Source organism: Burkholderia sp. Bp9142, from assembly GCF_003853415.1.
GTDB lineage: Bacteria > Pseudomonadota > Gammaproteobacteria > Burkholderiales > Burkholderiaceae > Burkholderia.
Window position 1 is genome coordinate 1 of record NZ_QTPP01000030.1, and the last position, 12,615, is coordinate 12,615.

The window sequence follows — 12,615 nt, forward strand, 5'->3', positions numbered from 1 at the left end:
ACGTCGCTGTCCACCTCGACTTCGACGGGTATCAATTCGCTGTCCACGGGCCTCAGCTCGACCAATAGCTCTGTGACTTCGCTTTCGTCGTCCACGTCGACGGGACTCTCGTCGGCCAACAGCTCCATCACGTCGCTCTCCACGTCGACTTCGACGGGTATCAATTCGTTGTCCACGGGCCTCAGCTCGACCAATAGCTCGATGACTTCGCTGTCGTCGTCGACGTCGACTGGCCTGTCGTCGGCCAACAGCTCGATCACGTCGCTCTCCACGTCGACCTCGACGGGTATCAATTCGCTGTCCACCGGCATCAGCACGGTCGCGACCAAGACCGACAATCTCGGCAACAGCACCGCCGCAGCCCTCGGTGGCGGCGCCAGCTACGACCCGGCCACCGGCACCGTCTCCGCTCCGTCGTACACCACGTACAACGCGAACGGCACGACGTCGACCGCCAACAGCGTCGGCTCGGCGATCGACAGCATCAACAGCCAGGGCATCAAGTACTTCCACGCGAATTCGACGGGCACGGACAGCCAGGCGCTCGGCACCGACTCGGTCGCGATCGGTCCGAATGCCATCGCCAACAACAACGGCGACGTCGCGCTCGGCAGCGGCTCCGTCACCGACACCCCGAACGCAACGCCGACCGGTACCGTCGGCGGCGTGACGAGCACGTTCGCGGGCGGCAATCCGAGCAGCGTAGTGAGCGTTGGCAACGCGAGCACGGGCACCACGCGTCAGATCACCAATGTCGCGGCAGGTCAAATCACGGCGACCAGCACGGACGCGATCAATGGCTCCCAGCTCTTCGCGACCAATTCGGCCGTGGATTCGCTGTCGACGACGGTGTCGTCGTCCAGCAGCGCGATCGCGTCGCTGTCGACCGGCATCACTTCGTTGTCTACGGGTCTCAGCTCGACCAACAGCTCGGTGACGTCGCTGTCGACGTCGACTTCGACGGGCATCAACTCGCTCTCCACGGGACTGAGCTCCACCAATAGCTCAGTTGCTTCGCTTTCGACTTCGACTTCGACAGGCCTCTCGTCGGCTAATAGCTCGATCACGTCGCTGTCCACGTCGACTTCGACGGGCATCAACTCGTTGTCGACGGGCCTGAGCTCGACCGACAGCTCGGTTACGTCGCTGTCGTCGTCCACGTCGACCGGCCTGTCGTCGGCTAACAGTTCGATCGCGTCTCTGTCCACTTCGACGTCGACCGGCTTGTCGTCAGCTAATAGCTCGATCACGTCGCTGTCCACCTCGACTTCGACGGGTATCAATTCGCTGTCGACCGGCCTGAGCTCGACCGACAGCTCGGTCGCTTCGCTGTCGACTTCCACATCGACCGGCCTCTCGTCGGCAACCAGCTCGATCAGTTCGCTGTCCACCTCGACTTCGACGGGTATCAACTCGCTGTCGACGGGTCTGAGCTCGACCGACAGCTCAGTCGCGTCGCTCTCAACTTCCACTTCGACCGGCCTGTCGTCGGCAACCAGCTCGATCAGCTCGCTGTCCACCTCGACTTCGACGGGTATCAATTCGCTGTCGACGGGTCTGAGCTCGACCGACAGCTCAGTCGCGTCGCTCTCGACTTCCACATCGACCGGCTTGTCGTCGGCAACGAGCTCGATCAGCTCGCTGTCCACTTCGACGTCGACCGGCCTGTCGTCGGCCACCAGCTCGATCAACTCGTTGTCGACCGGCCTGAGCTCGACCGATAGCTCGGTGACTTCGCTCTCGACGTCGACGTCGACCGGCTTGTCGTCGGCGACCAGCTCGATCAGCTCGCTGTCCACCTCGACCTCGACGGGTATCAACTCGCTGTCCACCGGCCTGAGCTCGACCGACAGCTCGGTGGCGTCCCTCTCGACGTCCACGTCGACCGGCCTCTCGTCGGCAACGAGCTCAATCAGCTCGCTGTCCACCTCGACTTCGACGGGTATCAACTCGCTGTCCACCGGCCTGAGCTCGACCGACAGCTCGGTCGCTTCCCTCTCGACGTCCACGTCGACCGGCTTGTCGTCGGCAACGAGCTCGATCAGCTCGCTGTCCACGTCGACCTCGACCGGCCTCTCGACCGCGACGAGCTCGATCGGCTCGCTGTCCACCGGCCTCAGCTCGACCAACAGCTCGCTCACGTCATTGTCCACGTCGACCTCGAACAGCGTCACGTCGTTGTCCACGGGCCTGAGTTCGACCAACAGCTCGGTCGCGTCGCTGTCGACCTCGACGTCGACGGGTCTCTCGTCGGCAACCAGCTCGATCAGCTCGTTGTCCACGTCGACCTCGACGGGCCTGTCGTCGGCAACCAGCTCGATCGGTTCGTTGTCGACGTCGACCTCGACCGGTCTCTCGACGGCCACCAGCACGATCCTGTCGCTGTCCACGTCGACCTCGACGGGTCTGTCGTCGGCCACCAGCTCGATCACGTCGCTGTCCACGTCGACGTCGACCGCGATCGAAGCCGCGAAGACGCACTACTACAGCGTCAACGACAACGGCACGCAGCAAGGCAACTACGCCAACGACGGCGCGACGGGCGTCAACTCGCTCGCAGCCGGCGTGAACGCCAGCGCGGCAGGCGCCAGCAGCGTCGCGGTCGGCGACGGTTCGAACGCCCAGACAAACGGCGCGGTCGCGATCGGCCAGAACGCATCGGCCACCGGCGGCAAGGCGGTATCGATCGGCTCCGGCAACACCGCGAGCGGCGACGGCGCGGTCGCGATCGGCGACCCGAGCGTTGCAACGGGTACCGGCGCAGTGGCACTGGGCGCGAACGACACGGCGACCGGCACCGGCGCAGTGGCGCTCGGCAACGCGAACACGGCCACCGGCAACAGCGCGCTGGCCCTCGGCAGCTCGAACCAGGCCACCGCGGACAACACGATCGCGCTGGGCAACCAGTCGACGGCCAGCGCCACCGGCGCACAGGCCTACGGCTCGGGCGCCAAGGCCACGGCCGCGGACGCCCTCGCCTTCGGCACGAACGCGCAGGCCAACGTCGCCAACTCGATCGCAATGGGCGCGAACTCGACCACGAGCGCCGCGGTCGGGGTGTCGAGCGTCACGGTCGGCGGTATCACGTACCCGGTCTACGGCACGTCGCCGGTGGGTGTCTTCAGCGTCGGCGCACCGGGTCAGGAGCGCCAGATCACGAACGTCGCGGCAGGCCGGGTATCGGCCACCAGCACGGACGCGATCAACGGCAGCCAGCTCAACGCGACGAACCAGGCGGTCAACAGCCTGTCCACGTCGACCGCGTCGAACATCTCGTCGCTGTCGACCGGCATCGGTTCGCTGTCCACGGGTCTCAGCTCGACGAACAGCAACCTCACGTCGCTGTCCACGTCGACCTCGACGGCGATCAACTCGCTGTCGACGGGCCTCAGCTCGACCAACAGCAACCTCACGTCGCTGTCCACGTCGACCTCGACGGGCATCGGCTCGCTGTCGACCGGCCTGAGCACGACGAACAGCACGGTGGCCTCGCTGTCGACGGGCGTGACGAACCTCGGCGACCAGGTGAGCCAGCTGTCGACCTCGATCAACAACAACACGACCCGCACGGCCAACAACAACGGCATCGCCGTCGACATGAACGGTACCGGCAACGACAAGCCGGTCGTCACGGCCGGTTCGAACTCGGTGGCAATCGGCGCGGCGTCGAACGACGGCGGCCGTTCGAACGTGGTGTCGGTCGGCAGCGACACGCAGCAGCGCCAGATCACGAACGTCGCGCCGGGTACGCAAGGCACGGACGCGGTGAACGTGAACCAGCTGACGCAGGTGCAGACGACGCTGTCGACGGCACTGTCGGGCCAGCAGGCACAGATCAACTCGCTGGGTTCGCAACTGCAGCAGACCGACCAGATGGCGAAGCAGGGTATCGCGGCCGTCGGCGCGATGGCGTCGATCCCGCAGCTCGATCGCGACGCCAACTTCGGGATGGGTGTCGGCACGTCGACCTTCCTCGGTCAGAAGGCAATGGCGGTCAATATGCAGGCGCGCATCACGGAGAACCTGAAGGCGTCGATCAACGGCGGCTTCAGCGGCGGTCAGAAGGTGATCGGCGCCGGCATGCTGTACCAGTGGAAGTAACCCGTCGCGCCGCCCCGCCGCCCGGCTCACGAGCCGGACGGCGCGCGGCGGCCCCGACGGCAGGACGAGCCCGCCGCGCACCCCGCGGCGGGCGTCAGTCAACCCAAGCATTGAGGACGTAACCGTGAACAAACTCGCTCTTGCGCTCGCGCTTTCCGCGATGGCCCTCGCCGCGTGCTCCACCGCATCCGGCCCGACCTACAGCGCATCCGAACTGCAGCCGCGCGATGGCGTGCGCACCTTCCAGGTGGACTGCCACGGGCTGCTGTCAGGCCCTCAGACCTGCATGAAGGCCGCCCGCAAGATCTGCGGCGACCAGCCGGTGCGCACGGTCGATGCGGCCCGCGCGCTGCGCGACCAATCCGATCCCGCGACGCTGGTGTTCCAGTGCGGCGCCGCGCCGGCCGAAGCGGCGTCGGCCGCCCAGCCAGCACCTGCACCCGCGCCCGCCGCTGTCGAACACGTGAACCTCGCGGGCGACGCGCTGTTCGCAACGGGCCTGGCCACGCTCACGCCGGCCGCGCGCGCATCGCTCGACAAGCTGCTGAGCGAGCGCCAGGACCGCACGTACACGCAGGTGACGGTCACCGGCCATACGGATTCGGTCGGCAACGACGCCGCCAATCTCGCGCTGTCGAAGCGCCGTGCGGAAACCGTCGCGGGCTACCTGAACGCGCACGGGCTGAAGGCGCAAGCCGTGTCGGTCACGGGCCGCGGCAGCGCCGATCCGGTCGCGTCCAACGCAACGGCCGAAGGCCGCGCCAGCAACCGCCGCGTCGACATCTCGCTGCAACGCTGAGCAACCGGCCGTCGCGGCCCCGGCACAACTCGCATCCGCACGCGACGGCCCTGACCGGCAGGCGACATCCGCCCCGCAGGAACGCGCCGACACCGCTTCGCCGAGGCCCCGGCGCCCGCGCCGGCGGCTATGTCAAAGTTCGTCAGCCCTCTCCACAAACCGGCGACTTCCGTGCCACAATCGCCGCAGACAGCTGCCGGGGCATTCCGCCCGCGTCGCGCGCCGTGCCAGTCCCGCCCGACGACACACCGGAATCCGCCGGCCGCCCGGCGATCCGCGTCGCTCGACTCGTTGTCCTGCGCGCGCCGCCGTGAACGCAACCACGACAATCCACGGCGCGCCGTTACGCGGCCGGGCGCTCGACGCCACGGCCGAACGCACGACGCCGCAGAGGAAACCAACCGGTGACGGACATCAATCAAGCCGCCTCGGGCGGCACCCGCAAGCAACGGCCGGCCGTCGGCATCTCGCTGTTTGCGCGGGACGGCCAGGCGATCTGGGAAAACGGCATTCACCAGAACATCGCGTACCTCGCGATGATGCTCGAGCGCTCGGACCGCGTCGGCCCCGTCTATTTCCTGAACGGCGGCGACGCGAACGCGCTGCCGGTCGGCCTCGAACTCGACGGCCTCGACGTGCCGCTCGTGAAGCCCGCCGACGTCACGCATGAGCTCGACGTCGTGATCGAGATGGGCGCGCAACTGCCGGTCGAATGGCTCAGGCACGTGAAGGCGCTCGGCACGAAACTCGTCGCGTGCTATGTCGGCCATACCTACAGCGGCCTCGCGGAAACGCCGATCTTCGACAAGCCGTCGGGGCACATCTTCAACGGCACGCAGTTCGACGAAGTGTGGGTGCTCGAGAAGTCGCGGAAGATCGACGTGCCGCTCTTGCGCACGCTCACGCGCGCACCGGTCCATACGATTCCGCATCTATGGTCGCCGTACTTCCTCGATCGCCGCATCGCCGCGCTGGCGAGCGAAGGCGTGACGTTCGGCTACCGGCCCGGCCGCCGCCCGTGGCATCTCGCCACGCTCGAGCCGAACATCTCCGTCGTGAAGTCCTGCCATTACCCGATGCTCGCGTGCGACGAGTTCTACCGCGCGCATCCGGACGCCGTGCAGCATCTGTTCGTCGTCAACTCGATGCACATGAAGGCCCATCCGACCTTCGTGCACTTCGCGAACAGCCTCGATCTCGTGCGCCAGCAGAAGGCGACGTTCGAGCCGCGCATCGACCTGCCGGGCTTCATGGCGCGCCACGCGGATGCGGTCGTGTCGCATCACTGGGAAAATCCGCAGAACTACCTGTACTACGACGTGCTGTACGGCGGCTATCCGCTGATCCACAACTCGACGCTGCTCGGCGACGCCGGCTACTACTACCCGGATTTCGATTCCGTGGCGGGCGGCCAGGCGCTCCTCGATGCATGGTTGCATCACGACGAGCGGCTCGACGACTATCGCGCGAAAGCCGACCGGCTGCTGAAGTCGGTCTCGGTCGACAACCCCGCGAACCTGGACGCGTTCGTCGCGCGCCTGGTCGCCTGAACCGGAGCATACGCATGTCGGACTCCAATGCCCGTCAAGCGCCCGGCGAGGGCAAGCGTCTCGTCGTCGGCGTGTCGCTGTTCGTGCGCGGCGCCGGCCAGTCGCTGTGGGAAAACGGCATCTTCCAGAACTGCCTGCTGCTGATCCTGCTGCTGCGCCAGTCACCGCTCGTCGCGCAAGCCGTGATGGTGAACGGCGGCGAACAGCTCGCCGATCCGCAGATGATGCTCGGCGAATGGGACGTGCCGCTGCTGTCGATGGACGAAGCGCTGCAGCGCTGCGACGTGCTGATCGAAATGAGCGCGCAGTTCGGTGCGGACTACCTGCGCGCGTTCCGCGACCGCGGCGGCAAGGTCGTCACGATGCGGGTCGGCAACGACTACGTGATCGACATCGAGCGCGCGATGTTCGACAAGCCGTCCGGCTTCCTGTTCTCGGGCGCGCCGTACGACGCGGTGTGGACGATTCCGGAATTCGAGCGCTCGTGCCTGCACTACTACCAGACGGGCCTGCGCGCGCCGGTGACGATCGTCCCGCACATCTGGCATCCGATGCTGTTCGACAAGGCGCGCGCGACGCTCGGCGCCGGCCTGTCGTTCGGTTATCAGCCGGCCAAGCCGCGCTGGCGCGTGACGATGTTCGAGCCGAACATCTGCATGGTGAAGACGAGCATCATCCCGATGCTGGTGACCGAGGAAGCGTATCGCGCGAAGCCCGAATTCCTCGAGTTCGTGCGCGTGTGCAACACGCTGCACCTGAAGGAACATGCGACGTTCGTCCACTTCGCGAAGAGCCTCGACATCGTGAACCACGGGATCACGACCTTCGAAAGCCGCTACGCCGTGTACGAGTTCATGGCCGCCTACGGCGATGCGGTGGTATCGCACACGTGGGAAAACGCGCAGAACTACCTGTACTACGAACTGCTGTACGGCGACTATCCGCTGATCCACAACTCGCCGTTCCTCGGCAAGGCCGGGTATTTCTATCCGGACTTCGACTGCCAGGCCGGCGGCCGCGCGCTGCTGCAGGCATTCGCCGAACACGACGCGAACCTCGACGCATACCGCGAGCAATCGAAGCACGTGCTCGACTCGGTCAGCATCTACAACCCCGACAACGTCGCCGCGTATTCCGACGCGATCGCGTCGCTCTATCGCGACGCATGACGCGCCGCCCTCTCCCGACTCCGACATGAACGCACACCCGCCCCTCTCCCGCGCGAAATGGCTGATCGGCTGCGCCGTCGCTGCGATCGCGATCGGCGCGCACGCGCAATCCGGCGGCGAATCGGCCGACGCGCTGCTGCGCGATGCCGATGCGGTGTTCAAACAGCTCGACGCCGGCCAGTACGGCGCCGTGTGGGCCGATTCCGCCGCATTCGTGAAGGCACGCATCAAGCAAGACCTGTTCGCCGCGGACATGCAGCGCGCGCGCCAGTCGGTCGGCACGGTTCGCCATCGCGGTTGGGCGCAGATCACCCGCATCCATTACACAAACGCAGCGACGATGCCCGACGGACTGTACGCGAACCTCGACTACGCGACGACGCTGACGACCGGCACGACCGTATACGAAAAGCTGAGCTTCCGCCTCGACGACGACGGCCGCTGGCACCTGACCGGCTACGTGCCGCGCCAGTCGCAGAACTACGCGCCGTAAGCCGCGCACCGCCCGCCCGGAGCCGCCGATGAAAATCAATGTCGCGATAACGATGAACGTGCAGCGCGACGCGACGCAGTCGATCTGGTACAACGGCGCGAATCAGCATTGCGTGTACCTGTACATGCTGCTGAAAAGCTCGCCGCTGGTCGGCGAAGTCTGGCTCGCGCACGACGACGGCATCACCGACTACCCGCAGGCGCTGATGATGGACGCGTTCGGCGACGCGCTGCGTCCGCTGTCGGCGATCGCCCACCAGACGGACCTGCTGATCGAGATGAACGCGTTCATCGACCCGTCGCACGCGGATGCCGTGCGCCGGCGCGGCGGCAAGTGCGTGTCGTACCGCTTCGGCAACGACTACGTGATCGCGGTCGAGACGATCAACTTCGAGAAGAACAACTGGCGGCCGAACCCGCACCGCGTGCAGTTCGACGAGATCTGGACCAACCCGCAGCACATGCATACGTGCGCGGCCTACTTCCAGGCCGTCTATCGCGCGCCGGTGATCGAGCTGCCGCACATCTGGTCGCCGTACTTCATCGAGCGCAGCCTCGACGCCGATCCCGAACTGAAGGCGCGCTTCGGCTACCGCAACCACGGTCCGGCCAAGCGCATCGCGTTCTTCGAGCCGAACCTGAACGTCGTGAAGAGTTCGATCGTGCCGATGCTCGCCGCGAATGCGTGCTATGTCGAGCACCCCGAGCTCGTCGAACACGTGTACATGACCAACACGTTCGACAAGAAGGAGAACGTCGCCTTCAAGCATCTCGCGCTCGGCCTCGAGATGGTGCGCGACGGCAAGGCGACGGCCGACGTGCGTGCGCCGTTCGTCGCGTGGGCCGCGCATCACACCGACATCGTCGTGTCGCATCACTGGGAAAACGGCCTGAACTACCTGCTGTACGACGCGCTGTACGGCAACTACCCGCTCGTGCACAACTCGCCGTTCCTGCACGACGTCGGCTATTACTACCCGGACTTCGAGATCTTCGATGCGGCGCGCGCGATCGCGACCGCCGCGCAGACGCACGACGCGCGGCTCGACGAATACGCGGCAGCGGCCCGCCGCTGCCTGCAACAGGTCGACACGCTCGCCGACCACAACGTCCGCGCGTATTCCGAACAGATCCAGCACCTGTTCGCCGGGCGCGCGCTCGGCTGAGCGCGTCCAGGCGCGCCTTCGTCGCGATCGATCCGGTCCACGGTCCGTTCATCGTCGACGGGGATCCGCGCACCGGGCGCGACGCGCGATCCGGCGCTAGGCCGGCACCCGATCGCCGCGCCGCGCGGCGAACGCGCGGCCATGCCGGCGTCCGATCCGCGCCAGCCCCGCGAAACAGCGCAATGCGGCGCGGCTGACCCGGACGGCCTGCCGCGCGAGGCTGCCGGATACGCCGCGCGCGATCGCCGAATCGTCGCCGCAGGCGCCTGCAAACACGCCGGCGTAATAGTGCCGTGCCGCGAGTTCGCGGCCATCGGCGTCGAGCGGCTTCATGCCGTGAATACGGTGCGCGACGGCCTTCAGGCCGTCGAGATACGGCGCGACGTCGATCGGCGCATCGGTCGATTCGGCGCCGAAGTGCCACAACATGTCGGCCAGCTCGGCGATCGCGACGAGCTCGCGCGCATCGGCCGCCTGCGTATCCGTTCCGTGCCCGGCCTTCTTCATCGCCGCCATGCCCACGCCCCTTTGCGATCCATCGTTGCCCGATGCCGGCGCCCTGCGCCCGCGCCACGGCGTCATGCGGCGGCCGGCGACCGCCATCTGAAGCGAATGCCCTGCGCCCACGCGACGCCGGAATCCAGGATGATCTGCCGGTCGATCTCGTTCTCCACGCCTTCGACGACGACGTGCCGCGCGCTTTCATGCGCAAACGCGATCAGCCGGCGAAACTGGTAGCGCCCGATCGCGTTGCGCTTGATCAGCGACAGGACCGACCTGTCGAGCTTCACGATATCGGGGGTGCCGACCACCAGGTTGTTCAGCGCGCTGAAGCCGACGCCGAAGTCGTCGATCGCGACGCGGCATCCGGCCTGACGGAACCGATTCACGAACGACCGGCCCGCGACGGGGTTCAGCGGCCCCGTCTCGGTAATCTCGACGACCAGCCGCGCCGCGACCGACGGCTCGCGCTCGAGCCGCCTGAAGATGGCCAGCCAAGCGTCGTCCACCACCGCGCTCGTCGCCGCGACGTTGCAGCCATACACGGCCGTCGGATCGGCGCGCAACGCGTCAATCGTCCGGCCCACCACGAGCCGGTCGAACCAGCGCATCAGCCCGAGTGACTCGAGGCGCGGCAGGAATGCAAGCGGCGGCAACGCGTCGCGCGATCCCCAGCGCAGCCGCGCGAGGCATTCGTGATACAGGACGCCTCCCGACAGGTCGGCGCGGCAGACCGGCTCGCGCGCGAACCCGAGCCGGCTTTCGACGAAACTGCGTACCGACGCAAGGTCGGGGTGATCGTCAGGCGCGCCGAATACGAGATCGATTTCGTCCCGATTCGCTACGCTGTTCGCCTCCAGGCGTGGTTCGACCGCATTCATCCGGCGCTCCGGCAATTGTCGGACCGCCGATGACGGCCCGCGCTCTCGATACATGTGGCGCGAGCCGACCACGACACGCACCACCGCCTACCCGGCCCATCCTCTTGTTTCGATCTTTTCCGGGAGCGTACTTTTCATTTCAGCGCGCCGTCAAATCCAATATTGTCAACGATATTCAAACAGGGAAAATACACCACACATGCACGTTACTGACAGTGCGGCAGGTTACACATAACCATCGGCAAAACCTCGACCGATATCGCTCATTTTCCCGGCCCAAACAGCTTCAAGCAAAGCAATTTACCGAAGTCTCGTTTCAAAAACCGAATGCCCGCAATTTCGTATGATCAATACGCGGCGGCAAAGCCGTATCCGGCCACCTCGCCCGGATTCGTCGCGGCGCCTGCAGACCATGCTGCCAACGGGTCACACGGAGCATTCGGTCTCAACGGAATTCAATTTCGCCGTTTCAAACGATATTGATAATATCCGAATAATAATCAGGCAAAATCAAATGAAAATATCGCCACGAATTATATGATGATTATCGATTGAAAGATCTTTAACAATCTTTCAGACTCGTTAACCTCTAAAATGATTTTCGACGGACTTCCCTCGGAGCCGTCAATTTCGTGCCTTCAAAAACCGTCGAATCTCCCCGGTTCGGCGGTTTCTTTTTTAACGGCGTCATTTCATCAGACATTAACCCAGGGCAACCCGGATGCGGCAGGCGTCGCCTGACCTCATGCGGCCGTCGCGCCGATCAGGTTCGCGAGCAGCGCGTCGTATTCGGCGACGAGCGCGGGGTTTGCCGACGTATAGCGGCCGAGGATCTCGCGCTGGCGCCGCGTGTAACCTTGCCAGTCGTCGTCGTGCGTGTGCAGCGCGTGCAGCAGCGCCTCCGCGCCCTTCTGCACATCGTTGTCCGGATAGTAGTAGCCGAGATCGGGCGCGAGGCTCGCGTTGTGCACGAGCGGATAGCCCTGCCAGCACACGTCGAAATAGAAGTAGTTGAGCGGGTTCGACCATTGATGCGACACGACGACGTCGGTCAGGTCGGCCAGGAACAGCGGCGTGTCGAAGCGTCCGACGAAGCTCGCCTTGCCCGCGCGCACGATGTCGAGGTAGTTCATCAGCATCACGAACTCCGGGCTGTCGTGCACGAGGCGGTCGGCGTTCGTCACGTGCGTGAAGCAGATCGCCTCGGGGTCGCGCCGATAGGCTTCGTCGATGATCAGCATCGGGTACACGCAGAACTTCACGACGTTGTGGTTCGGCTCCATCACCGTGAGCCGCTTGCCCGGCTCGCTGCGCGGCCGGTATTCGCCGTGCTCGGGCAGCGCCGCCGCGCGCGCGCCGAGGAACATCGGATCCCACACGAACGGCACGACGCGCCCCGGACAACGGCGCAGCGACTGCAGGAACGGCAGCGACGACGGCGCGATCTGCGGAATCGCCCATACCTCGTCGTAGCCGCGGTTGATGAACAGCGAATCCCACAGCCGGCGGCCGAACAGCATCGACTCCATCGCGTTGATGTACTCGACGCCGCAGCAATAGCTGACGATCTTCGCGCCGCGCGCCTTCAGGTAGGCCGTCTGCGCGCCGTCAATCTGGCCGCCGAGCTCGATCACCACGTCGAGCGCATCCTTCATGTCGGCGAACGCACGCGTGTCGTACACGGTGCGGTCCCACGGCAGCGCGTCGGTGAGCGGCACGTCGGTCGTGTTGACCAGCGTCACGCGATAGCCATGCGGCGACGCCATCAGCAGCTTCGCGAGAAACAGGGCGTTCTGCTTGATGCCGTTGATCCACAGGCTTTCATCGGGGGTGCGCAGACCGATCGTGATACCGATGCGCAGGCCGTTCAGGACAGGAGACGTCATCGTCGGCGGGATGGGAAATTGAATGGACGCAGTGTAGCGCGCGGCAGGCGGCCACGCGAGCGATCCGCCA

9 protein-coding genes are annotated in these 12,615 nt (G+C 65.7%); 6 read left to right on the plus strand and 3 right to left on the minus strand.

Translation table 11 applies throughout. From position 1 onward, the window contains the following. From DIE22_RS27125 to DIE22_RS27155, 6 genes are all read left to right on the plus strand, one after another. On the plus strand, positions 1 to 4,101 hold a 4,101-nt coding region (locus tag DIE22_RS27125), incomplete at its 5' end, for a YadA-like family protein (RefSeq protein WP_185640698.1). 124 nt (positions 4,102 to 4,225) lie between these two features. After that, the gene (locus DIE22_RS27130; RefSeq protein ID WP_124494964.1) at positions 4,226 to 4,900 is read left to right on the plus strand and encodes an OmpA family protein; all 675 of its coding nucleotides are present in this window, start codon (positions 4,226 to 4,228) and stop codon (positions 4,898 to 4,900) included. Positions 4,901 to 5,304: 404 nt separating this feature from the next. After that, complete coding sequence (locus tag DIE22_RS27140; protein ID WP_124494962.1) at positions 5,305 to 6,450, plus strand: DUF2827 domain-containing protein; 1,146 nt, start codon at positions 5,305 to 5,307, stop codon at positions 6,448 to 6,450. Between the two features lie 14 nt (positions 6,451 to 6,464). Beyond that, positions 6,465 to 7,619 carry a DUF2827 domain-containing protein gene (locus DIE22_RS27145; RefSeq protein ID WP_124494960.1) on the plus strand — a complete coding sequence of 385 codons (1,155 nt, stop codon included), beginning with the start codon at positions 6,465 to 6,467 and terminating at the stop codon, positions 7,617 to 7,619. A gap of 25 nt (positions 7,620 to 7,644) precedes the next feature. Then, the gene (locus DIE22_RS27150) at positions 7,645 to 8,112 is read left to right on the plus strand and encodes a DUF4019 domain-containing protein (RefSeq protein ID WP_124494958.1); all 468 of its coding nucleotides are present in this window, start codon (positions 7,645 to 7,647) and stop codon (positions 8,110 to 8,112) included. 28 nt (positions 8,113 to 8,140) lie between these two features. Continuing rightward, positions 8,141 to 9,277 (plus strand): DUF2827 family protein, encoded by a 1,137-nt coding sequence (locus DIE22_RS27155; RefSeq protein ID WP_124494956.1) that lies wholly within the window; start codon positions 8,141 to 8,143, stop codon positions 9,275 to 9,277. Between the two features lie 96 nt (positions 9,278 to 9,373). Here DIE22_RS27155 and DIE22_RS27160 read toward each other — a convergent pair whose 3' ends face one another. The 3 genes from DIE22_RS27160 to DIE22_RS27170 form a co-directional block, all read right to left on the minus strand. Further along, on the minus strand, positions 9,374 to 9,793 hold the full coding sequence (locus tag DIE22_RS27160) for a hypothetical protein (RefSeq protein ID WP_124494954.1): 420 nt from the start codon (positions 9,791 to 9,793) through the stop codon (positions 9,374 to 9,376). Between the two features lie 62 nt (positions 9,794 to 9,855). Further along, the gene (locus DIE22_RS27165; protein WP_124494952.1) at positions 9,856 to 10,659 is read right to left on the minus strand and encodes an EAL domain-containing protein; all 804 of its coding nucleotides are present in this window, start codon (positions 10,657 to 10,659) and stop codon (positions 9,856 to 9,858) included. Between the two features lie 743 nt (positions 10,660 to 11,402). Further along, on the minus strand, positions 11,403 to 12,545 hold the full coding sequence (locus tag DIE22_RS27170) for a DUF2827 domain-containing protein (protein WP_124606492.1): 1,143 nt from the start codon (positions 12,543 to 12,545) through the stop codon (positions 11,403 to 11,405). Positions 12,546 to 12,615: the final 70 nt, after the last annotated feature.

Coding starts and splice junctions, on each gene's coding strand:
- DIE22_RS27150 (WP_124494958.1), top strand. CDS start 7,645: ATGAACGCACACCCGCCCCTCTCCCGCGCGAAATGGCTGATCGGCTGC.
- DIE22_RS27160 (WP_124494954.1), bottom strand. CDS start 9,793: ATGGCGGCGATGAAGAAGGCCGGGCACGGAACGGATACGCAGGCGGCC.
- DIE22_RS27145 (WP_124494960.1), top strand. CDS start 6,465: ATGTCGGACTCCAATGCCCGTCAAGCGCCCGGCGAGGGCAAGCGTCTC.
- DIE22_RS27155 (WP_124494956.1), top strand. CDS start 8,141: ATGAAAATCAATGTCGCGATAACGATGAACGTGCAGCGCGACGCGACG.
- DIE22_RS27170 (WP_124606492.1), bottom strand. CDS start 12,545: ATGACGTCTCCTGTCCTGAACGGCCTGCGCATCGGTATCACGATCGGT.
- DIE22_RS27165 (WP_124494952.1), bottom strand. CDS start 10,659: ATGAATGCGGTCGAACCACGCCTGGAGGCGAACAGCGTAGCGAATCGG.